Here is a 21946-nt window from a genome sequence, read left to right as displayed (position 1 = left end):
AGAGATCGTCGGTCGTCATGCCGTCATGTCGAAAGCGGCGATCACCTTGTTCGGCGTCACCCGAACGATCAATTCACCCGGAACACCGTTCCTGGTGCCGAACTCCTCGGCGCGCTCGCGGCCCATGTACCGGGCTCCGATCTCGGTTGCGGTGCGAACCAGCTCCGCCGGGTCCTCGTCGACGGATGCGATGCCCTGCACCTGGACGAAACCGTACGGTGGCTGCTCGAGATCGACGGTCAGGACCACGCGGGGGTCACGGCGAATCGACTTGCCCTTGGCCGTGTCTGCTCCCGTGTTGAACACGATCTGGTCGCCTTCGACGAGGAACCAGATGGGTGCCACCAGGGGCCTCCCGTCGGAGGCGAGGTACCCGAGCTTGCCGGTACGGGTTCCCGAAGACAGAAACTCGCGCACGCGCGGATCGGTGATCGACGTCATCGCAGTCACGCTACGCGGCCACACCGACAACATCGATCACCTCGTGCGCGTTTTGCGTACCTCTGCCTACGCAAAGCGCGCACGAGGGTCGGGTGCGCCTACACCGCAGCCGCGTGGGTGAGCGCGCCTGCACAGATCGTGGCTCGGATCTCCGTTTCCGCGAGATCGTGCACCGCGCGGTGCTCGGGATGCTCGACGAGCACGACGATGTCCGCCGCGTCCCCCACTCGAAGCGCCCGGCGACCGCCACACGCGGCCTGCAGCGCGGCGTCGAGGGGCACTGCTTCCTCGACGTGCCACGGCGGTCGGTCGTCGTCCGTTCGAAACACCGCGGCGGCGACTCCGGCCAGCGGTTCGGGTGGACTGACCGGGGCATCGGAGCCGAAGAGCAGTCGCGCCCCGCTGCGGTGAAGCGTTCCGTAGCCGTAGGCCACCGAGCGCCGCCCGGACCACAGATTCTCGGCTATGTCGCGGTCGGACATGGCGTGCTGCGGCTGCACCGACGCCGTGACACCCAGTGCGGCGAAACGTTCGATGTCCTCCGGCAGGATCTGCTGCGCGTGTTCGATTCGACCACCGCAGCCGGCCCGCTCGAACGCATCGAGCGCGACGCTGTTGGCGCGGTCGCCGATCGCATGGATCGCCGGCACGATGCCACTGCGCGACGCCCGCGAGACGAGCTCGAACAGACTCTCCTGGGTCTCGAGCAACAGACCGAACGCGTCGTCGCCCTCGATGCCCGGGTACCGGTCGTGGCAGCACGCCGTTCTGGTGTTGAGCGAACCGTCGAGCATCACCTTGAGCGGTCCGCGCCTGATCAGTTCCGAGAGCGCCGAGACGTCGCCGGTCCGCTCACCGCGTTCGATTGCCTCGTCGAGCCACTGCGGCCATACCGTCGTATCGACGCGTACCGCGGGAGAACCGGCCGACAGGCGTCGATCCCAGACCGTTCTGTTGTCTGCGAACTCGAAATCGACGACGCCGGTGACTCCGCGAACCGCCAGCGCTGCGGTGGCGTCGAGTACGGCCCGATCGAGTTCCGCCGGGTCTTCCTGTTCCTCGAGTGCCATGACCGCTTCGAGGCCGTCGACATCGCGGAGCACCCCGGTGGGGTGATCGATTCCCAGATCTGCGAGCAATGCCGGGCTCAGCCACAGCGTGTGCAGGTCCATGCTCGTCATTGCCACCCGGGCACCGGGCAGTGCATTCTCGAGCAGATCCTTGTGCGGCTCCTCGGGCCACTGTGCGTCCCGGAAGCCGTTGGCGCGCACCACCGAATCGCCTGCTGTCCGCGCATAGGGGTACACCAGCGCGACGGCATCGGCCGCCGACGTGGCAGGCCCGACATCGATACGCCGACGCGCCGCCGCCCATTGAGTCAGGTGTACGTGACTGTCCACAAATCCGGGCAGGGCAACCCCACCTCCCCCGTCGAGCACCTCGACGCCGGTACCGCATGGACTGCCGGCGGGGACGATCGACGCGATGACCGAGCCGACGAGTTCGATGTCGAAGAGCACGCCGGAACCATCCAGTGCGACGTTGGCGATAATCACCCCTGGGACTCTAGAGCGTCGTCTTCGCAGTCGCGCATGCCATCCTCTAGCAATGAAAACAGAGCCTGGCGCGATGCAGACAGAGCCGACCGGACCCGTCGGGTATCACGCGACCGTCACAGTGCGCTGGTCGGACATGGACGCATTTGCGCACATCAATCACGCCCGGATGGTCACCTTGCTCGAAGAGGCGCGTATCGAGTGGCTGCTCAGTGAGGGCGAGGCGAACGAGAGCTTGATCAAGAGTGCGTTGATCGCGAATGTGACCATCGCATACAAGAAACCGCTCCGGCACTCGGACGGTCCGCTCGACGTCACACTGTGGTTCGAGAAGGTGCGAGCCGTCGACTTCACCATCGGGTACGAGGTGCGGGCAGCAGGCGCGGCATCGGATTCGCCACCGGCGGTGGTGGCGACCACCCGAATGGCGATGGTCGACGTCGGTGCCGAGACCTTGCGCCGCATCGCGCCGGAAGAGAAAGCCTATCTCGCCCGCTGGACTCGCTGATATTCTGCCGCCCGGTCGACGAACCACGCCAACGCAGCCGGATCGTCGACGGCGCTGGATTCGAGAGTGCTTGTCGCCGTGGCTCCTTGGAAGAGTCGCTTGAGCGGCACCTCCAGCTTCTTCCCGGTTCGCGTGTGCGGGATTGCCGGCACCGCGATGACGTCGTCGGGAACGTGCCGCGGCGACGCCTGCGTTCTGATGATCGATTCGATGTGTCCGCGCAGTTCGTCGGTGAGACCGTCCGGAACGACCACGAACAAGGGCATCCAGTAACCACCGTCTGCCAGCTCGATACCCAGAACGAGTGCCTCGGTGATCTGGTCCAGTGACTCCACGGCCTGATAGATGTCGGCGCTCCCCATTCGAATACCATTGCGGTTCAGTGTCGAATCCGATCGACCGTGCACGAGAACGCTGCCGCGATCGGTGATGGTGATCCAATCGCCGTGACGCCAGATTCTCGGGTAGGTGTCGAAATAAGCGTCGCGGTAGCGAGTTCCGTCGGCGTCGTTCCAGAAGTGCAGCGGCATCGACGGCATGGGCTCGGTGACGACCAATTCACCGACCGACCCCCGCACCGAGTCGCCGTCCTCGTCGAAGGCGTCGAGCGCAACGCCGAGGAACGGCACGGAGAGCTCTCCGGCCCATACCGGGGCGGTTCGCACTCCCCCGGCGAACGCCGACACGACGTCGGTACCGCCCGAGATGGAGAAGACCGGAATCTGCGCACCGATGTTCTCCGACAACCAGATCGATGACGATGCAGGCATCGCAGACCCGGTGATACCGACCGCTCGCAGAGCCGACAAGTCGTGATCGGCACCGGGATGCGTGTCGGCCTTGATGCACGAGAGCACATAGCCGGGGCTGGTACCGAGGTACGTCACACCCAGCCTGGCTGCGATGTCCCACAATGCATCCGGCGTGGGGAACGACGGATTACCGTCCGCACACACGATGGTGGCACCGGTCAGCAGGCCGGCTGTCTGGAAGTTCCACATCATCCAGCTCGGGCTGGTGTACCAGAAGAAGACATCCTCGGGACCCAGATCGGAGTGCAGGGCAACAGATTTGAGGTGCTCGAGCACCACACCACCGTGACCGTGCACGATCCCCTTTGGTAGACCTGTGGTGCCCGACGAGAACACGACCCACAGTGGGTGATCGAACGGGACGGCCACCGGTACCAGGTTTCGGCTCTCGGCGGTGGCGTCGGACCAACTCTGGGCCGTTCCCGACGGTTCGCCGATCGTCACCACTGCCCGCAGAGTCGGAAGGCCTCCGACGAGGGCATCGACATCGGCGGCCTTGTCTCGGAACTTCCCTCCGTAGGTGTACCCGGCGGCGGTGATCAGTGCCGTGGGTTCGAGTTGTCCCAGTCGATCACGCGCGGCCGAGGCCGAATAGTCCTGCCCACAGGCGGACCACACCGCACCCAGGCTCGCGGTCGCCAGAAAAGCGATCACCGCCTCCGGGATGTTCGGCAGATATCCGACGACTCGATCGCCGCGCCGAACCCCCTTGTCAGTGAGCGTCCCCGCGAGCGCGCCCGCCTGCTCGATCATCTCCGCCCATGTCACGGTCCGGACGGAACCGTCCTCGCGAGCATGGACGATGGCCGCGCGATCGGGGCGAGCATGCCTGATCACCTGGTCCACGTAGTTCAGCTCGGTTCCCGGAAACCACTGCGCGCCCGGCATTCCGCGTTCACCGAGCACGACGGTCGGCTCGGCGGCCGAGCGGATCTCGAAGAAATCCCACACTGCTCGCCAGAACAGTTCCAGCTCGGTCGTCGACCAACGCCACAGCGCCTGATAGTCAGGCAACGTCAGAGCGTGACGTTGCTCGACGAACCGCGCGAACTCGGTCACCCGAGCCTCGGCGAGATCGGAATCCGTCGGCGTCCACAGCGCACTGTCCATGCATGCAAGTATGTCAGCCGAGTGATCGTCGTCAGATCAATCCGAGCGACCGTTCCCGCATTTCCACCTTGCGCACCTTGCCGGTGACCGTCATCGGAAACTCGTCGACGACGTGCACGTACCGCGGGATCTTGTAGTGCGCGAGCCGGCCATCGCAGAACGCGCGCAGCGTGTCCGAATCCAGCGGCGCGGCATCGTCTCTCATCCTGATCCACACCATGAGCTCCTCGCCGTACTTCTGATCGGGAACACCGATCACCTGTGCGTCGAGTATGTCGGGATGGGTGTACAGAAACTCTTCGACTTCGCGGGGATAGATGTTCTCACCGCCGCGAATCACCATGTCCTTGATCCGTCCGGTGATGGCTACGTAGCCGTCTTCGTCCATCACCCCGATGTCGCCGGTGTGCATCCACCCCTCGGCGTCGATGGCTTCGGCAGTCTTCTCCGGCTGCTCCCAGTAGCCCAGCATCACCGAGTAGCCGCGCGTGCACAGCTCGCCCGCCTCCCCGCGCGGCAAGGTGCTGCCCTCCATCGGGTCGACGATCTTCACTTCGAGATGCGGACCCACACGACCGACGGTGGACACTCGCTGTTCGATGGAGTCGTCGCTTCGAGTCTGCAGCGACACCGGGGACGTCTCGGTCATTCCGTAGCAGATCGACACCTCCGTCATCCCCATGCGCTCGATCACCTGCTTCATCACCTCGGTAGGGCACGGTGATCCGGCCATGATTCCGGTACGCAGACTGCTCAGATCGAAGTCGTCGAAGTTCTCGAGAGCCAGTTCGGCGATGAACATCGTCGGGACGCCGTAGAGCGACGTGCATTTCTCCGATTCCACGGCGGTCAGTGTCGCGACCGGATCGAAGGAGAGTCCGGGAATCACCATCGCCGAGCCGTGCGAGGTACACGCGAGGTTGCCCATCACCATGCCGAAGCAGTGATAGAACGGCACCGGAATACACACTCGGTCCTCGGCGGTGTAGTGGCAGAGCTCGCCGACGAAGAAGCCGTTGTTGAGGATGTTCCGGTGACTCAGCGTCGCGCCCTTCGGGAAACCCGTCGTCCCCGAGGTGTATTGAATGTTGATCGCGTCATCGGCACGGAGCTGTTCGGACACGTCGGTGATCATGTTCGGAGTCTTCGCCAAAGCACGGTGCCCGCGATCGGTCATCGCTTCCCATTGAATGCTGCCGATGAACAAGACCTCACGCAGCGACGGCACCTCGGGTCGCGCGTTCTCGATCATCGCGGCATAGTCCGAACCCTTGAAGTCCATGGCCGACAACAACACCGAGACCCCGGCCTGCTTCAGGACGAATTGCAGCTCGTGTGACCGATACGCAGGGTTGATGTTGACCAGCACCGCCCCGATCTTCGCTGTCGCGTACTGCGCCAGGACCCATTCGGGACAGTTGGGTGCCCACATCCCCACTCGGTCACCCACCGCGACACCGGCCACCAGTAGTCCGGCCGCCAACAGATCGACGTCGGCGACGAACTCCGAATAGGTCCACCGTCGCCCGGAGGCAACATCGATCAATGCATCACGATCCGAGTACCGCGCCGCAGTGCGATCCAGATTCGCGCCGATCGTGTCGTCCAGAACTGCGGTGTCCGACGTACCGGAAGAATAACTGTCCATGCCCCCACGGTAGTGACCGCCGTCACGCGCAGCCACCCCCGAATAGGGGGATGTCACTCCAGCGTGAGAGCCTCGGTCGCCTCGAGCACATCGGCCCGTGAGGTGTCCTTGAGCGCCACTCCGGACCGTCCGAGCTTCCTTGCCCCGGACAGGAGGCCCGCTACTATTCGCGCCGACTGTGCGTATCCCTGTCCCTCGGGCGGATGGATATTGGAGATGCAGTTGCGGTCGGCATCGGTGCAGCCCGGCTTCGGCAGATGCGTCAGGTAGATGCCGAGACTGTCCGCAACCGACAACCCCGGGCGCTCCCCGATCAGAACCAGTACCGTCCGCACTCCCATCGCCGCGGCGATGTGATCGCCCAACGCCACCCGCGCCTCGGTCGCGATCACCGGAGCCGCTATCGAATACCGATCGGCCAGTTCGGATTTCAATGCCTCCAGCATCGGCACACCGTGATCGGCGAGTGCGCGGGGGGACAACCCGTCACTCAATACGATTCCGATCTCGTCCTCGGAATGCGGCACCGCCGACAGATCCTCGGGTTGCCGGCCGAGATCGGGCCGTCGAAGATACTCCGCACGACTGGTCGCCAACGACGTCACCACTGCCGGCGCACCGAGTCCCACCTGCTCTACCCGGCTCACGAATTCCTCGACATCGAGCGGCATGTGTACCGCATCCCTCGCGGCAGCGTGCGCCGAGCGAAACTCCAGCACCCGCGTGGTCGGCAAGGAATCACCGATACGCCCCAGCCCGATTCGGGCCTGAGTCATCGCCCGCAACTCGCCCCAGAACTCTGTTTCCGGCCGTTCCGCAGGCTCCACTCCTGCTGTTTCCGGTCGTTCCGCAGGCACTGCTCCTGATGTGTCTGTCATCGCGCACTCATCAAGGCCCGCAACGGTGATCCCGCAGCATCGACGTCCAGAACTCGACCGTCGGCGTCCACCATGCCCAGACGCGAGAGCCACGACTCGAACTCCGGTGCGGGCCGCAGGCCGAGAACCTGCCGAACGTAGAGCACGTCGTGAAAGCTCAGAGACTGGTATCCGAGCATGACGTCGTCGGCTCCCGGCACCGCGATGACGAATGCAACTCCGGCCGCACCCAGCAGCGTGAGCAACGTGTCCATGTCGTCCTGATCGGCCTCGGCATGGTTGGTGTAGCAGACGTCGACGCCCATCGGCAGTCCCAGCAGCTTGCCGCAGAAGTGATCTTCGAGTCCGGCCCTGATGATCTGCTTGCCGTCGTACAGGTACTCCGGCCCGATGAACCCGACGACGGTATTGATCAGCAACGGCTCGAGATCGCGGGCCACCGCGTACGCGCGTGTCTCGAGGGTCTGCTGATCGACCGGTCGATCGCCGGTGCCGATGTGCGCACCCGCCGACAGCGCCGAGCCCTGACCGGTTTCGAGGTACATGACGTTGTTCCCGACGGTTCCGCGGTGCAGCGATCGGCCGGCCTCGTTGGCCTGCCGAAGCAGCGGAATGTTCACGCCGAAGCTCGAATTGGCTCCTTCGGTGCCGGCGATGGACTGGAACACCAGGTCGACGGGAACTCCCTTGTCGATCAGTTCCATCGTCGTCGTCACGTGCGAGAGCACGCAGGATTGCGTGGGAATCTCGAAGCGTTGTCGAATCTCGTCGAGCAGATGCAGCAGATCGGCTGTGGCCTGAGGTGAGTCGGTCGCGGGATTGATCCCGATGACCGCGTCGCCCGATCCGAGCAGCAAACCGTCGAGCGTGGCCGCCGCGATTCCACGCGGATCGTCGGTCGGGTGATTGGGTTGCAAACGCGTGGTGAGGGTTCCGGGTAGCCCGATCGTCGTCCGGAACGCCGACGTCACCTGCACCGCCCGAGACACTGCGATCAGATCCTGATTTCGCATGATCTTGCTGACGGCAGCGACCATCTCGGGCGTCAATCCTGCCGCGACCGATCGCAGCGTCGCGGCCGCGTCGGGCCCCGCGGTCACCTGCAGCAGCCAATCCCGTAGACCTCCTACGGTCAGGTGCGAGACGGCCCCGAATGCGATGCGGTCGTGGGAATCGATGATGAGCCGAGTGACCTCGTCGCTCTCGTACGGAACGAGCAGATCGTGCAGGAAGACATCGAGTGAAACCTCCGACAATGCCCACTGCGCGGCAGCCCGTTCGGCATCCGATTCGGCTGCGCAACCGGCCAACTCGTCACCCGACCGCAGCGGGGTCGCCTTGGCCATCAGGTCCACCAGACCGTCGAACGTGTAGGTGGTACCCGAGACCTGTTGGGTGTAGATCGTCATTCCAGTTCGGCCTCGGCCTCGGCCAGTGCGGCGAACTCCTCGTCCGGCGAATTCGCGACGAGGTGATGCCTGCTGTAGATGCCGAAGTACGCCATGAACGCCACGAACACGGCCAGACACCACAGTGCCGCAGTGGAATCGACGACGAAGGTGGCGACAACGGCGAGTGCCGCGATGATCAACGCGAATCCGGTGGTCACGACACCCCCGGGAGTTCGGTACGGCCGTTCCATGTTCGGCTCGTTGCGACGGAGCACGATGTGGCTGACCATCATCAGAACGTAGCTCAGCGCCGCGCCGAACACGGCCATGTTGAGCAACATTCCGCCCTGACCGGTCAGAGAGAGCAGGAAGCCGATGACGCCGGGCACGATCAGTGCGAGAGTCGGGGCCTTGCGAGAGTTGGTGATGGACAGTGTCTTCGGCAGGTATCCCGCGCGAGAGAGCGCAAAGAGCTGGCGCGAGTACGCGTACATGATCGAGAAGAAGGACGCGACCAATCCGGCCAGGCCGATGTAGTTCACGATCTTGCTCGCCGTTCCGTCACCGAGGGCTTCCACCAACGGGTTTCCCGATTCCTTGACGGCGTCGGCCCCGCCTGCTCCGGTCACCAGGAACAGGACGACGGCACCGGTGACGAGCAGAACACCCATGGCGGCGATGATGCCGCGCGGGACGTTCTTGGTCGGATCCTTGGCCTCCTCCGCGGCCAGCGGCACGCCCTCGATGGCGAGGAAGAACCAGATGGCGAACGGCACGGCCGCCCAGATGCCGAGGTAGCCGAACGGCAGGAATCCCGAAGCCCCGGCAGCGTCGGTGGGCGCGATGTCGGTCAGGTTGCTCGCGTCGAACTGACCGATGGCTGCGATGGCGAACACGACGAGTCCGACCAAGGCGATGCCGGTGATGACGAACATGATCTTGAGTGCTTCGCCCGCGCCGGAGAGGTGGATTCCGATGAACACCGCATAGACCACCAGGTAGACCCACCACCCGTCGGTGATCCCGAACAGTCCGAGCGATTCGACGTAGGCACCGATGAACGTCGCGATCGCGGCAGGCGCGATCGCATACTCGATGAGAATCGCTGTACCGGTGGCGAATCCGCCCCACGGTCCCATGGCCCGGCGGGCGAAGGTGTAGCCGCCGCCTGCCGCGGGCAGCGCAGACGACATCTCTGCCATACCGAGGACCATGGCGAGGTACATACCCGCGATGATGATCGCCGCGATCAGAAGGCCACCGAAACCGCCCTCGGCGAGACCGAGGTTCCACCCCGAGTAGTCGCCGGAGATCACGTAGCTGACTCCGAGGCCGGCCAGCAGTACCCAGCCCGCGGTCCCCTTCTTCAGGGTGCGCTTGGCCAGGTAGTCACCGCCCTCGACGTGCGACTGTGTGCTCTCGTGCGAGCCGGTTTTCGGATGAGACGACTGGGGGTCTACTACGGACATTGCAAGCCTCTCGTAGCCGTTGCGCTCGGAGCGGGTTCACGCCCGAGGGGACGATTCACAACACGTGTGGCGCGCGAATCGGTTCACGATAGGCCCGTGATGTAAGCGCCGCGTCATCGATGAATGACGGGCGAATTACGCCTGGTGCCCCACCGCGTTGATGTCACCTATGTCGCCCTCGTCCGGTTCGGCGACTGTCAGTACCGCGTCCACCACAGCTCTGTTGGTTTCCAACTCACGCTCCAGCCGCCGGAGCGTGTGCGCGATGCGTGATTCGGCGAAATCACCGACGAGATCGACACTCGCCACCACGTAGATCTGTTTGGGACCGACGAACTCGATGCGCACGAACCGGACCGACGCCACCTCGGGGAGTTGCTCGATTCGCTGCACCACCGCATTCCATAATGCTCTCGATCCCGGTTCACCGGTGAGAAATCGGCGGTTTCGATCGATCAGTACGAACGCGACGATTCCGAGTAGTACTCCCACCAGAATGGACCCGATGGCGTCGAAGGCGGCGTTACCGGTCAGTTGGTGCAATCCGATTCCGGCACCGGCGATCACGATGCCGATCAATGCTGCACTGTCCTCTGCGAACACTGCGCGCAGCGTCGGGTCCGAGGTCTCGAGTGCGTAATCGAGAAAGTCCTTGTCGTATTCGGCTGCTTCACCGCGAATCTGCCGAACCGATTGCAGGAACGAGACTCCCTCGAGCAGAAATGCGATGGCGAGCACCACGTACGCGACGAGGTAGTTCTCACTGCTCGATTCGCCGGCGAGCAACGAGGTGATGCCGTGCCACACCGATACCGCGGCACCGGCGACGAAGAGCCCGATGGCTGCGAGTGTCGACCAGAAGTAGGTCTCGCGTCCGTAGCCGAGCGGCCGACGATCGTCCGGCCCGCGTGAACCCCGACGATTGGCGACGAGCAGAAAGATCTCGTTACCGGTGTCGGCCCACGAGTGCGCAGCTTCGGCGACCATCGACGCCGACCCGGTGAACACCGCTGCGAACGTCTTGGCGATCGCGACGCCGAGATTGGCAACGAACGCGATCACCACCGTGCGCAGACTTTCGCCGCCCTCGGCCGGGTCGGATTTCGATGAGCTCTTCATCGTTCGCACTGTATGCGCTCCGCGCAGTGGTGCGGTCGAGTGCCGCCTGGGGCATTCAACCGCGCCACTGCGGCGCAGCCGCACTCAGCCCTGGAGCATCCCCGGGACGGGACATGCGTCGACTGCCTCGGCGACCACCAGAGGTTCGTCGGGAACCTCGGGCCGTCGACCCTCTTCCCAGTCGACACCGACGAGCGGCGGGTGCTCGGCCAGGATCTCGTTCTCCTCGGCGGTGTACGCGCGGCCTCGGCTCAGGAACCGAACCCCTTCCGGGGACTCGAGCGAGAACCCACCACCGCGGCCGGGCACGACGTCGAGTACCAGCTGGGTGTGTTTCCATGCCTGGAACTGCGACCCCGAAATCCAGACCGCGACCCCGTCGGCACCCTCGGGCAGAGTCGTCGCAACCTCACCCACTCCGAGCCTCAGGTCGATGAACCCGAGCAGCACGTCGCGGTCACCGACGATGAATTCTCCTGCGGGATAACACATCGGCGACGAGCCGTCACAGCATCCGCCGGACTGATGCATCATCAGTTCCCCGTGGATACCGCCGAGGCGACGGAGCAAGTCCATCGCCCCGGCGGTGGTCTTCAGCCGCGCAGGCGGCCGAGCGTCCAGCATCAGAAGAAGCCCTGTGCCTTCTGCGCGTAGCTCACCAACAGGTTCTTCGTCTGCTGGTAGTGATCGAGCATCATCTTGTGGTTCTCGCGACCGATACCGGACTGCTTGTAGCCACCGAACGCGGCGTGCGCCGGGTACTGGTGGTACGTGTTGGTCCACACGCGACCGGCCTGAATATCGCGGCCGGCGCGGTAGGCAATGCCGCCGTCGCGAGACCAGACGCCTGCGCCGAGACCGTAGAGGGTGTCGTTGGCGATCTCGATGGCGTTGTCGTAGTCGGTGAACGACGTGACCGAGACGACCGGTCCGAAGATCTCCTCCTGGAAGATGCGCATGTTGTTCTTGCCGGTGAAGATGGTGGGCTGCATGTAGTAGCCGCCGTTGAGGTCGCCGCCGAGCTGTGCGCGCTCGCCGCCGGTGACCACCTGTGCGCCTTCGCCCTTGCCGATCTCGATGTACGAGAGAATCTTCTCGAGCTGATCGTTCGATGCCTGGGCACCGATCATGGTCTCGGTGTCGAGCGGATCTCCCTGTCGCACAGCCTTGGTCCGGATGGCAGCGAGGGCGAGGAACTCGTCGAAGATGTCCGCCTGAATCAGCGAGCGCGACGGGCACGTGCATACCTCACCCTGGTTGAGGGCGAACATCGTGAAGCCCTCGAGGGCCTTGTCCTGGTAGTCGTCGTTGGCCTGCAGCACGTCGGAGAAGAAGACGTTGGGGCTCTTGCCACCGAGCTCCAGTGTCACCGGAATCAGATTCTGCGAGGCGTACTGCATGATCAGGCGGCCGGTGGTGGTCTCGCCGGTGAACGCGATCTTGGAGATACGCGGGCTCGATGCCAGCGGCTTTCCTGCCTCGACACCGAAACCGTTGACGATGTTGATCACGCCCGGGGGCAGCAGGTCACCGATGATCGAGATCAGGTGCAGGATCGACGCGGGGGTCTGCTCGGCGGGCTTGAGCACCACGGCATTACCCGCCGCGAGTGCCGGCGCGAGCTTCCACACGGCCATGAGGATCGGGAAGTTCCACGGGATGATCTGTCCGACTACGCCGAGCGGCTCATGGAAGTGGTAAGCCACTGTGTCACTGTCGATTTCGGAGAGCGAGCCCTCCTGCGCGCGAATGCAACCGGCGAAGTACCGGAAGTGATCGATGGCCAACGGAATATCGGCGTTGAGGGTTTCGCGGATCGGCTTGCCGTTGTCCCAGGATTCTGCCAGCGCGATGGACTCGAGGTTCTCGGCGATGCGGTCGGCGATCTTGTTGAGGATCACCGCGCGCTCGGCGGCGGACGTCTTACCCCACGCGGGAGCTGCGGCGTGTGCTGCGTCGAGTGCGAGTTCGATGTCCTCGGACGTGGAGCGGGCGACCTCACAGAAGTTCTCACCGGTGACGGGAGTCGGGTTCTCGAAGTACTGACCCTTGACAGGCGGGACCCACTCGCCGCCGATCCAGTTGTCGTAGCGCGACTGGAACGACATGACGGAATCGGCGGTACCTGGACGGGCGTAGACGGACATTGATAATCCTCCTGATCGACACGTGCTTCACAGTTGATGCGGTGTGTGATTCAGGACACTAGGCCGTGCAACGTTGCAAGTACGTTGCCGATATTTCGGACAGGCTCGGCTCGACGGGTGCGTCAGATTCCGAGTTCGCGATCGAGTAGTTCGATGCGCGCGCTCACCTGACCGTAGAGCGCAGAATCCCTGCTCAGAGTGGCCCGGTAGGCCTCCCAGGCGATGACGTCCGTGCGGCCGTGGATGGACGAGGTCCACTGCGCGAGCAGCACCGGATCTCCGAGCCGCAGCAGCGCGGCCTGCATACGAGACCGCAGTTCCTCCCGGATGCTCTCGATTCCGGGCGCGGACGACCCCGGGAGCACCGGACCGGAGTAGATCCGTAGAGCAGCGTCGACGTCGCCGCGGTCGAGGGCGCGCCGAATGTCGCCGACGTCGGAGGTCAATTCGCCGACCAGACGGTAGGGCCGCGATGCCAGACCTGCGGTGCCGAAGGTCTTGCGCAGTCTCGACATCTCGGCGCGGATGGTGACGGAGTCGAGTTCCTGCTCGTCGAGGAGCACCGCGAGGTGGTCCGAGCTGAGCCCTTCAGGATGCTCACCCAACAGCAGCAAGATCTCGGCATGTCGCTGGGAGAGCGGCACCCGGCCGGATCCGCGAACCACCCCCGGCCGACCGGATCCGAGAACTTCGAGACGAGGAGCCGTGTCGCCCAACGATTTCGGCGAGTTCATCAGGTGCAGACGCAACTCGGATTCGGCCGCGGCAACGGTGGCACGCACCAGCGAGAGCACTTCGGGCACCGCCACCCGCGGACCACCGGTGATGTCGATGGCTCCCAGAATGTGACCGCTGGTGGGGTGGTGCACGGGTGCCGCCGAGCAGCTCCACTCGTGCACCGACCGAGAGAAATGCTCCGACGCGAAGATCTGCACACTGTGGTCGACCGCGAGCGCGGTACCGGGAGCATTGGTGCCCTTGCTCTCCTCGCTCCAGTCGACGCCTTCGGCGAAGTCCATCGTGAGCGCCCGATCCTTCGCCGCTGAATCACCCTCCACCCACAGCAGGCGTCCTTCCGCATCCGAAATCGCCACGAGCAATCCCGTATCGGAGGCGTCCTCGACCAGTAGCCTGCGAATGACCGGGCGGATGATGGCCATCGGATGACCTTTTCGGTAGCGCTCGAGATCCGGCCCGGTCAGAATCGGAGTGTCGTTTCCACCGTCGGGATCGACGCCCTTGGTGCGACTGCGCATCCAGGAATCGAGCACGACGGACCGAACCGTCGAACCGTGCGTACGGATGTCGTCGACGAAAGACTGATGGGCACTGGACATTTGGCGCGCCAGAACGGCGACGTCCTCACCCGGGCGCACTGCGACCCAGGGGTTGCCGCCACTGTCCGATCGGCTTGCCATTCGACGCTTCCTCCGTGACCTGTCCACATTGCTGTAACCCAGCTCACAAACAAGGATACAGCCGTGGTCGACGCGAGCGGTGGGCCCGGTCACGTCGACCGCGAGTGGCTACTTCTTCTTGACGGCCGAGGTGATGATGTCGTTGCTGGTGTCACCACTGGACTTCGCCCGCTTGTCTGCGCGCTTGTCCTTGAGAGATTTGCCGGTTTTCTTGGTCATCGTGTTGCGAGGCGATTTGTCCGACATGGCAGTAACCCATCTATTGGGGAACCTGAACGGTCCCCAGACCACGAACGCTACGCTCCCCCGCGCCGATCGTGGTCTGCAATCAAATCGGCGGCGCGCTCGGCGAACATGATGGCCGTCGCGTGTGGCCCACGGCTGGGCACCACCGGGAATGCCGAGGTATCGACGACGAAGAGTCCGTCGACACCGCGCACCCGGCAGTGATCGTCGAGTACCGAACTCGGATCCGACTCGGGCCCCATCCTGGCGCTACCGGACAGGTGCAGTGATGTGCCGAGCGCCGCGAGGGGATTCTCGATCGTGGGCACTTCCACGGTCTCCGACATGATGGGCGACGCCAGCAGATCGCGCGCAAGTTCGACGCCCTCGCGCATAGCGCGCCGGTCGACCTCCGATTCGAGATAGTGGTACCGCACGTCCGGAGCCTCGAACGGGTCCGTACTGCGCAGCGCAATGCTCCCGCGACTCGTCGATCGCATGAGGCCGACGCCGACTACGTGGGGCCCGGGCTCGAGACCGGAGATCAGCCGGTCGAACTTTCTGGTGTACGGCCTGATCTCCACAGCGCCGGCATGTAGAACTGCCTCCAGCGCAGACGATTTCGACGGAACTTCGTTCCTTTCGACGACAGGAACAGCAACCTCGGGATGGTCACTGAAACCTCGACCCACACCAGGGCTGTCGACCACGACCGACATGCCCAGCGCGACAAGATCATCAGCGGGACCGATACCCGATCGAAGCAACAGTGCCGGGGTGTGCACAGCACCCGCAGACAGAATCACCGTGTCGGACCTCACGATACTGCGCACGCCGTCGACGACGATCTCGACGCCGATCACCTTGCTGCCGTCGAACATCAACGACGTCACCGTCGAATTTCCCTGCACGCGTAGGTTCTGCCGATCCAGAATCGGCAAAAGGTATGCGAGAGCGGCACTTACGCGGGTGCCGTTGTGGATGTTCAACGGCACGGAACCGACTCCCCCGGCGGACGCTCCGGGAGAATTCAGGTCCTGTTGCATCGAAAATCCCGCATTCACTGCAGAATCGACGAATGCCGTCGTGATCGGATGTCGAGTGTGTACCGGGGTACGCGCGACCGGCATGGGTCCGCGAGATCCGTGCCACTGCCTCTGCATCCCGGCATCGAGATCAGTTTCGGAGCCGAGGTAGAACGGCAGCACCTGCTCGAAAGACCACAGCGGCTGCGGCCAGGCGTCGAAGTCCGTGGGCGTGGCACGAACGAAGTAGCCACCGTTCACTGCGCCCGAGCCGCCCAGAACCCGGCCTCGAGCAATTGTTCGGCCGACGCCGGAGGTGAGTTCGGCCGAATACGTTCCCACCCATTCGCTGCCGGGTCCGATGGGAAGCATCGACGCGCCGGTCAGGTCGGCCGGGACTTCGGCGACAGCCGAGAACGTGGGTCCGGCTTCGAGCAACAACACCGATCGATCGGGATTCTCGCTCGACCGAGAGGCGACGACACAGCCGCAGGAGCCACCGCCGACGACGATGACGTCCGCGTACTCGGTCCGGTTCACACCATCGACGGATCGGGCCGGGCTCGCACCGCGTCAGCCGTCCAAGCGTGGCTTGAGCGCATCGATGCTTCGGGCCGACAGAGCGCCTTTCCACAACCCCGCACCGTAGGCAATATCGTCGGCTCGTTTGAAGAAGGCATAGCGCACCGGATCGAGACCGCCGAGCTCGCGGTGCTTACTCCAATCCGAGAATGCTTCTGCCACAGCCAATCCGAGTGCAATTTTTCGAATCCGACTGGACAGCACCACGGCGAGAAGAGTGATCGGCCAATAATGTCGGCACAAGGCCGACGCCAGTTGCCACAACCCCGCCACAAAACCTTCCGCGGCAAGAATCGCCGCGATGCGAGTGGGCTGATCCAAGCCGACGAACATCTTGCGAAGTCGAACAACCGTCACGCCGAGTGTCGCAGCTGCGCCGACGAGTCCGATCCGCGTCAGGCTCGCAGCGAGCAGGCACGCGATGAGCGTCCACGGAGACATCGCAATCGGCGGCACCATTCCCGGATGACGAGCGGACAACGGTGTGGCACCGGTTCCGTAGAACAACTTGCGAGCGAACCATTCGACGAAGGTGACGCGGTGCTCGTGAGCAACGTGGGCGACGGGCTCGTAGCGCAACCGCCATCCTGCCTCCTGCAGCCGCCAGCACAGGTCCACATCCTCGGCCACGTGCATCGACTCGTCGAATCCCTCGCAGTCCATCGCCACGGACCGGCGCAGCAACATCGCGGCGCTGGGTACGTATGACACCGAGCTCCCGGCCCGCACTGCGGCTTCTCTGCGACCGAGATCGAGCGACGAGCGTGCGTGCTCGTATCGGGCCAGCGCACTGCCTTCGGGCTCGAGCGCGACGATGCGGGGTGCCACCAATGCCACAGCAGGATCCGAGAAATGACCGAGCATCACCTCGAGCCAGCCCTTGCGCGGCACGACGTCCGAATCCAGAAAGGCGACAAAATCAGTTGTAGCGCAGCGCAATCCAGTATTTCGCGCCGCAGCCGGTCCGCGTGAGCGCTCGTGCCGGAGCACCGTCACACTGCCCACACTGCACGCCATCCGCGGCACTGCGACCGGGATGTCCGACCCGTCGTCGACGATGATCACATGCAGCCCGTGCAACGCCGTGATCAGACGCTCGAGCCCGGCCTCGTTGTTCTTGAGCGGAACGACGACGGTGACGTCGGACGGCGACGGGATCGACATCGGGCGCGGGTTGCCGACTCCCGAGTCGAGAAGTTTGCGTGCGACGAGCGCGGACTGCGAGTCGGTCACTTCGATGAAACCGTCGCCGATCATCGCGGCCGCCGTCGGTGCGAGTGTGAGCATCCGTGTCGGCGAACCACCGATCAGGACGCGTCCTTCGGAGAATGTGCGTACACGTGGATCGACTCTCACCCCGAAGCCATCAGGCAACCGACCTTCACCCATCAGGAGATCGTAAGCGGACAAGCCTCTGGTGTGTCGGCCACCCGCAAAATCGGACGGAACATACCTGCTGCCCGTTTCTCCGGAATCGATCGTGGGACGCTGAACAGGCGTTTCACCCAGGTCGGTCACGCGATCACTCCATGCTCGGAGGGACTCCATCTCCGCACCGCATCGCCGGCGCGGGCTCGAAGTAGGTCGAACGCTCGACGCCCCTCCTCCGGATCGGCTCCGGAGGGGTCGCCGAGCACACCGTTTGCAGCGATAGATGCGACGCCGTCGGCGCGCAGCGCAGGAAGTAGGGCGGCGATGTCGGTCACATTGCCCACCTCCGCCTTGCTCATGTCCACTACCTCGGGCGAAAGGTGCAGCAGCATCGACGTTTCGGTGCGCCCAGCGTGAGCATCTGCTCCGGGCACCGCGCACGGGAACCAGACGACGTCACGCCCCTCGTAGCGCAGCAGCAATACTGCAGATCGCAGGGTTGGCCCGTTGCCGCCGTGCCCGTTGACGAACACCACCCGCTCGGCCCACCGGCACGCGGAGCGCCCGTATTCCACCAGCACCGCCTCGAGTGCTGCAGCGCCGATCGACACGGTGCCGGGAAATCCCTCGTGCTCGCCGCTGGACCCGTACGCGATCGCGGGAGCAACGATTGCGTTGTCGATGGTGTGCGCAACGGCGGTGGCGATCCTGGTGTCGGTATCGAGCGGCAGGTGCGGTCCGTGTTGCTCGATCGAGCCGACCGGCACCACGAGGGTCCTGGACCCATCGACGTCCGGCCAGTACTGCGTACCGAGGGGGTCCGTGGCCATGGGTGCCGATGCTATCGGTATGGAACGAGAACGTCACGCTGTCGAAACACTGCGCCGCTAACCTTCGGTTCGTGCCACCCCGTCGCCGGTCGATATTTCTCTCGCAATTGTCGATAACGACGCCGGGTGGTCCACAGCCGACAATTCTGCGAGAGCTGCGCCGAGTAATTCTCGCCGGCGATGCACCACCGAATACTCCGATTCCACTCAACGAAGTAGCGGAGCTTTTCGGGGTGAGCAGAATCCCGGTGCGCGAATCCCTCAAAACCCTCATCGGTGAGGGATTGGTCGATCATCGACCGAACCTCGGTTACACGGTGGCTCAGTTGACCGCGGCAGAGCTCCGCGAAATGTACATCGTACGAGAGGTTCTGGAGACCGCGGCCCTTCCGGTGGCTGTGAATCTCGCCACCGAGGACGACCGCGCCCACCTCATCGAGGTGAATCGCCTGCTCGAGGCCTCGCTCACGCAGGACGACTCGCGTGAATACCACCGTCTCTCGCGTGAATTCCACCTGTCCCTGACTCGCCCCTGCCGCATGCATCGCTTGCTTCACATGCTCGAATCTGCCTGGAACATAACCGAACCCATTCAACCGATGGTCCATGTGGCCGGATCGGACAGAGCATCATTGCACAGCGATCACGCGGATATGCTCACGGCCTTTCTGGCCGGCGATTCCGCGGGCCTGCTGCGAGCCGCGCAGCATCATCACACGCGTCTCAATTCGGTCATTTCGACATTGTCGAACGACCACGGATTGTTCGCCGATCCACCGCCCGACCAGACTCGATAAAAATTCCTCGAAAGATATATCGCTTTCGTCACGAGCGCGCAACACTTCGCCGCTAGCTTTTCCTCATTCACCACCTTCGTTCACCTCATACGCCATGCCGTCAGGAGCATCGATGACAGATACAGCGCACGGTCCCGCCCAAACGGGAGATCTTGTGGAAGCCGCGGGCCACCCCGTCGGTGGTGGACTGATCAAGGACAGTTACGACCCGCGGCTGACCAACGAGGATCTTGCTCCGCTGAAGAAGCAGACCTGGACCTCGTACAACCTGTTCGCGTTCTGGATGTCGGACGTGCACTCGGTCGGTGGGTACGTGACCGCGGGCAGCCTGTTCGCACTCGGGTTGGCCAGCTGGCAGGTGCTGATCGCACTTCTCGTCGGCATCACGATCGTCTACTTCTTCTGCAATCTCGTCGCCAAGCCGAGCCAGGTGTCGGGGGTTCCCTACCCGGTCATCTGCCGCAGCGTCTTCGGCGTCCTCGGTGCCAATATTCCCGCCATCATCCGCGGTCTGATCGCGGTGGCCTGGTACGGCATTCAGACGTTCCTGGCCTCGGCCGCACTCGACATCGTGCTGATCAAGTTGTTCCCGTCACTGGCTCCGTACGCGGTGACTGCGGATTACGGTTTCGTCGGACTCTCGCTGCTCGGCTGGGCGAGCTTCCTGTTCCTCTGGGTCGTGCAAGCCGCGGTGTTCTGGCGCGGCATGGAGTCCATCCGTAAGTTCATCGACTTCTGCGGCCCTGCGGTGTACGTCGTGATGTTCATGCTGTGCGGCTACTTGATCTGGAAAGCCGGCTGGGGCGCTATCGATCTCAACCTCGGCGAGGTCGAGCACACAGGTCTGAGCTCCATCCCGGTGATGCTCGGTGCGATCGCGCTGGTGGTCTCCTACTTCTCCGGTCCGATGCTCAACTTCGGCGACTTCTCGCGCTACGGCAAATCCTATGCCGCAGTGAAGAAGGGCAACTTCCTCGGCCTGCCGGTGAACTTCCTGGTGTTCTCGATTCTGGTCGTCGTCACCGCCTCCCTGACGCTGCCGGTGTTCGGTGAGCTGATCACCGATCCGGTCGAGACCGTCGCCCGAATCGACAGCACGTTCGCCATCGTCCTCGGTGCCCTGACCTTCACGATCGCCACGATCGGCATCAACATCGTCGCCAACTTCATCTCGCCGGCATTCGACTTCTCCAACGTCAGCCCCCAGAAGATCAGCTGGCGTGCAGGCGGCATGATCGCCGCGATCGGCTCGGTGCTCATCACCCCGTGGAACCTGTACAACAATCCCGAGGTCATTCACCTGACGCTGGAAACTCTCGGCGCATTCATCGGACCGCTGTTCGGCATCCTGATCGCCGACTACTACCTGGTCCGCAAGCAGAAAGTCGTTGTCGACGAACTGTTCTCGATGTCGCCGACCGGGTTGTACTGGTACTCGAAGGGTTACAACCCAGCGGCGGTGTACTCCACCGTCGTCGGCGCGCTCGTAGCCATGTTCACCGTGCTCTTCAACGGAGCGATCGACGGCATGGAGATCGCCGGTATGTCGACGGCCTCGAAGTACAGTTGGTTCATCGGCTGCGGCATCGGCTTCGTCATGTACTTCTATCTGGCGACGAAGACCAAGCTCGCTGTCACCAACTTCGACGTTCCAGCCAAGGCATAGGATTTCGCACGTGCTCATCAAGGTCATCAATCCGAACACCACCGGCTCGATGACCGCAACGATCGGTGACTGTGCCCGGGCCGTAGTAGGCCCGGGCACAGTCATCGATGCGGTCAGCCCCTCGATGGGGCCGGTATCCATCGAAAGCCACGTGGACGAAGCCCTCAGTGTCCCCGGCATTCTCGCCGAGATCGCCAGTGGCGAAGCTGCGGGGGTCGACGGCTACGTCATTGCCTGCTTCGGCGATCCCGGCATCGACGCGGCCCGCGAATCTGCGTCCGGACCGGTCATCGGTATCGCGGAGGCGGCAATGCACGCCGCGAGTTTCCTGGGCCGCGGGTTCAGTGTCGTCACCACCCTCGGCCGCACCGTCGGCCGGGCACAGGATCTGGCGCATCACTACGGCTTCGGCCGACACTGCCTCGGCATCCATGCGTGCGACTTGCCGGTCCTCGATCTCGAGACCGACCCCGACGCCCGCAAGATCGTCACCGAAGCGTGCCGCGTCGCCGTCGAAACGGACGGTAGCGATGCTGTGGTTCTCGGCTGCGCGGGCATGGCCGATCTCTGCCAACACATTTCGGCCGAGATCGGTGTACCCGTCGTCGACGGTGTGGCCGCGGGAACACTGTTCGTGCAGTCACTTGTAACCCTCGGCCTGCGCACCGGAAAGCGCGGCGAATTCGCGGCGCCGCCGCCCAAGCTCTACACGGGAATGCTCGAAGGATTCAGTAGGCCCTGAGCCTTACCTGGACCGACCGAGCTTGGTAACGGTGTAACCGATTGCTGCACCGGCAACCAGTACGCCGACGAGCAGCAGCACAACCTGCAGGGTCGTGGACATCGAGTTTTCGAACAACCCGACGTAGATCACGACGCAGGACGCCACGAGCGCGACCAGAGCGGACGTCGTGGCGCTTCTCGGAAACCTGGCTGTCATTGCGCAAGTACAC

The 21946-nt window shown here is 63.8% G+C and carries 19 protein-coding genes; 4 read left to right on the top strand and 15 right to left on the bottom strand.

The genetic code is table 11. From position 1 onward, the window contains the following. Positions 1–15 precede the first annotated feature (15 nt). Together ACQR3T_RS02995 and ACQR3T_RS02990 are read right to left on the bottom strand one after the other, a co-directional pair. Positions 16–441 carry a PPOX class F420-dependent oxidoreductase gene (locus tag ACQR3T_RS02995; RefSeq protein WP_032376623.1) on the bottom strand — a complete coding sequence of 142 codons (426 nt, stop codon included), beginning with the start codon at positions 439–441 and terminating at the stop codon, positions 16–18. A 98-nt stretch (positions 442–539) separates the two neighbouring features. Beyond that, positions 540–1997, bottom strand: coding sequence for an amidohydrolase family protein (locus ACQR3T_RS02990; protein ID WP_428692495.1), 1458 nt, complete (start codon positions 1995–1997; stop codon positions 540–542). A gap of 52 nt (positions 1998–2049) precedes the next feature. On the opposite strand from ACQR3T_RS02990, the gene ACQR3T_RS02985 reads away from it, so the two are divergent. Next, entirely contained in the window at positions 2050–2505 is a 456-nt protein-coding gene (locus ACQR3T_RS02985; protein WP_371829136.1) for an acyl-CoA thioesterase, read from the top strand. Here ACQR3T_RS02985 and ACQR3T_RS02980 read toward each other — a convergent pair. The 12 genes from ACQR3T_RS02980 to mftE all read right to left on the bottom strand — a co-directional run bounded on the left by ACQR3T_RS02980 (position 2481) and on the right by mftE (position 18530). Further along, positions 2481–4427: an acetoacetate--CoA ligase gene (locus tag ACQR3T_RS02980; protein ID WP_032376620.1), complete on the bottom strand. Its 1947-nt coding sequence runs from the start codon at positions 4425–4427 to the stop codon at positions 2481–2483. The two genes, ACQR3T_RS02985 and ACQR3T_RS02980, sit on opposite strands and share 25 nt — an antisense overlap. 31 nt (positions 4428–4458) lie before the next feature. Continuing rightward, positions 4459–6075 carry an AMP-binding protein gene (locus ACQR3T_RS02975; protein WP_428692494.1) on the bottom strand — a complete coding sequence of 539 codons (1617 nt, stop codon included), beginning with the start codon at positions 6073–6075 and terminating at the stop codon, positions 4459–4461. A 53-nt stretch (positions 6076–6128) separates the two neighbouring features. Then, positions 6129–6902 (bottom strand): ethanolamine ammonia-lyase subunit EutC, encoded by a 774-nt coding sequence (gene eutC / locus ACQR3T_RS02970; protein ID WP_032376618.1) that lies wholly within the window; start codon positions 6900–6902, stop codon positions 6129–6131. Between the two features lie 47 nt (positions 6903–6949). Continuing rightward, positions 6950–8362 (bottom strand): ethanolamine ammonia-lyase subunit EutB, encoded by a 1413-nt coding sequence (locus ACQR3T_RS02965; RefSeq protein WP_032404654.1) that lies wholly within the window; start codon positions 8360–8362, stop codon positions 6950–6952. Next, a complete protein-coding gene (eat, locus tag ACQR3T_RS02960) occupies positions 8359–9813 on the bottom strand; it encodes an ethanolamine permease (protein ID WP_032376616.1) in 1455 nt (484 codons plus the stop codon). Before eat ends, ACQR3T_RS02965 begins: the two co-directional genes overlap by 4 nt. Before the next feature lie 135 nt (positions 9814–9948). Next, on the bottom strand, positions 9949–10932 hold the full coding sequence (locus ACQR3T_RS02955) for a cation diffusion facilitator family transporter (protein WP_032376615.1): 984 nt from the start codon (positions 10930–10932) through the stop codon (positions 9949–9951). Between the two features lie 84 nt (positions 10933–11016). After that, entirely contained in the window at positions 11017–11556 is a 540-nt protein-coding gene (locus ACQR3T_RS02950) for a DUF779 domain-containing protein (RefSeq protein ID WP_052070064.1), read from the bottom strand. After that, positions 11556–13079 carry an acetaldehyde dehydrogenase ExaC gene (gene exaC / locus ACQR3T_RS02945; RefSeq protein WP_032376614.1) on the bottom strand — a complete coding sequence of 508 codons (1524 nt, stop codon included), beginning with the start codon at positions 13077–13079 and terminating at the stop codon, positions 11556–11558. Before exaC ends, ACQR3T_RS02950 begins: the two co-directional genes overlap by 1 nt. 122 nt (positions 13080–13201) lie before the next feature. Further along, the gene (locus tag ACQR3T_RS02940) at positions 13202–14497 is read right to left on the bottom strand and encodes a transcriptional regulator (protein ID WP_428692493.1); all 1296 of its coding nucleotides are present in this window, start codon (positions 14495–14497) and stop codon (positions 13202–13204) included. 296 nt (positions 14498–14793) lie between these two features. Continuing rightward, on the bottom strand, positions 14794–16287 hold the full coding sequence (mftG, locus tag ACQR3T_RS02935; protein WP_428692492.1) for a mycofactocin dehydrogenase MftG: 1494 nt from the start codon (positions 16285–16287) through the stop codon (positions 14794–14796). A gap of 33 nt (positions 16288–16320) precedes the next feature. Next, on the bottom strand, positions 16321–17718 hold the full coding sequence (mftF, locus tag ACQR3T_RS02930) for a mycofactocin biosynthesis glycosyltransferase MftF (protein WP_032378035.1): 1398 nt from the start codon (positions 17716–17718) through the stop codon (positions 16321–16323). 125 nt (positions 17719–17843) lie between these two features. Next, complete coding sequence (gene mftE, locus ACQR3T_RS02925; protein ID WP_428692491.1) at positions 17844–18530, bottom strand: mycofactocin biosynthesis peptidyl-dipeptidase MftE; 687 nt, start codon at positions 18528–18530, stop codon at positions 17844–17846. Between the two features lie 71 nt (positions 18531–18601). Between mftE and ACQR3T_RS02920 the strand changes: the two genes are divergently transcribed. The 3 genes from ACQR3T_RS02920 (at position 18602) to ACQR3T_RS02910 (ending at position 21735) form a co-directional block, all read left to right on the top strand. Continuing rightward, the gene (locus ACQR3T_RS02920) at positions 18602–19327 is read left to right on the top strand and encodes a GntR family transcriptional regulator (protein WP_428692490.1); all 726 of its coding nucleotides are present in this window, start codon (positions 18602–18604) and stop codon (positions 19325–19327) included. Positions 19328–19439: 112 nt separating this feature from the next. Beyond that, positions 19440–20993 carry an NCS1 family nucleobase:cation symporter-1 gene (locus tag ACQR3T_RS02915; RefSeq protein ID WP_094608118.1) on the top strand — a complete coding sequence of 518 codons (1554 nt, stop codon included), beginning with the start codon at positions 19440–19442 and terminating at the stop codon, positions 20991–20993. A 10-nt stretch (positions 20994–21003) separates the two neighbouring features. After that, the gene (locus ACQR3T_RS02910) at positions 21004–21735 is read left to right on the top strand and encodes an aspartate/glutamate racemase family protein (RefSeq protein WP_428692489.1); all 732 of its coding nucleotides are present in this window, start codon (positions 21004–21006) and stop codon (positions 21733–21735) included. A 3-nt stretch (positions 21736–21738) separates the two neighbouring features. Here ACQR3T_RS02910 and ACQR3T_RS02905 read toward each other — a convergent pair whose 3' ends face one another. Continuing rightward, positions 21739–21933, bottom strand: coding sequence for a hypothetical protein (locus ACQR3T_RS02905; RefSeq protein ID WP_428692488.1), 195 nt, complete (start codon positions 21931–21933; stop codon positions 21739–21741). Positions 21934–21946: the final 13 nt, after the last annotated feature.

Source organism: Rhodococcus sp. IEGM1428, from assembly GCF_050321865.1.
GTDB lineage: Bacteria > Actinomycetota > Actinomycetes > Mycobacteriales > Mycobacteriaceae > Rhodococcoides.
The sequence above is the reverse complement of the archived record's forward strand: the minus strand, read 5'-3'. Positions and strand labels throughout refer to the sequence as shown.

Excerpts from the sequence above, each read along its gene's own strand:
- mftE (WP_428692491.1), bottom strand. The coding sequence starts at position 18,530 with ATGGCCACGGACCCCCTCGGTACGCAGTACTGGCCGGACGTCGATGGG.
- ACQR3T_RS02980 (WP_032376620.1), bottom strand. The coding sequence starts at position 4,427 with ATGGACAGTGCGCTGTGGACGCCGACGGATTCCGATCTCGCCGAGGCT.
- mftF (WP_032378035.1), bottom strand. The coding sequence starts at position 17,718 with ATGGGTGAAGGTCGGTTGCCTGATGGCTTCGGGGTGAGAGTCGATCCA.
- ACQR3T_RS02985 (WP_371829136.1), top strand. The coding sequence starts at position 2,050 with ATGAAAACAGAGCCTGGCGCGATGCAGACAGAGCCGACCGGACCCGTC.
- ACQR3T_RS02940 (WP_428692493.1), bottom strand. The coding sequence starts at position 14,497 with ATGGCAAGCCGATCGGACAGTGGCGGCAACCCCTGGGTCGCAGTGCGC.
- exaC (WP_032376614.1), bottom strand. The coding sequence starts at position 13,079 with ATGTCCGTCTACGCCCGTCCAGGTACCGCCGATTCCGTCATGTCGTTC.
- ACQR3T_RS02905 (WP_428692488.1), bottom strand. The coding sequence starts at position 21,933 with ATGACAGCCAGGTTTCCGAGAAGCGCCACGACGTCCGCTCTGGTCGCG.
- ACQR3T_RS02965 (WP_032404654.1), bottom strand. The coding sequence starts at position 8,362 with ATGACGATCTACACCCAACAGGTCTCGGGTACCACCTACACGTTCGAC.
- ACQR3T_RS02975 (WP_428692494.1), bottom strand. The coding sequence starts at position 6,075 with ATGGACAGTTATTCTTCCGGTACGTCGGACACCGCAGTTCTGGACGAC.
- ACQR3T_RS02915 (WP_094608118.1), top strand. The coding sequence starts at position 19,440 with ATGACAGATACAGCGCACGGTCCCGCCCAAACGGGAGATCTTGTGGAA.
- ACQR3T_RS02950 (WP_052070064.1), bottom strand. The coding sequence starts at position 11,556 with ATGCTGGACGCTCGGCCGCCTGCGCGGCTGAAGACCACCGCCGGGGCG.
- ACQR3T_RS02955 (WP_032376615.1), bottom strand. The coding sequence starts at position 10,932 with ATGAAGAGCTCATCGAAATCCGACCCGGCCGAGGGCGGCGAAAGTCTG.
- ACQR3T_RS02995 (WP_032376623.1), bottom strand. The coding sequence starts at position 441 with ATGACGTCGATCACCGATCCGCGCGTGCGCGAGTTTCTGTCTTCGGGA.
- eat (WP_032376616.1), bottom strand. The coding sequence starts at position 9,813 with ATGTCCGTAGTAGACCCCCAGTCGTCTCATCCGAAAACCGGCTCGCAC.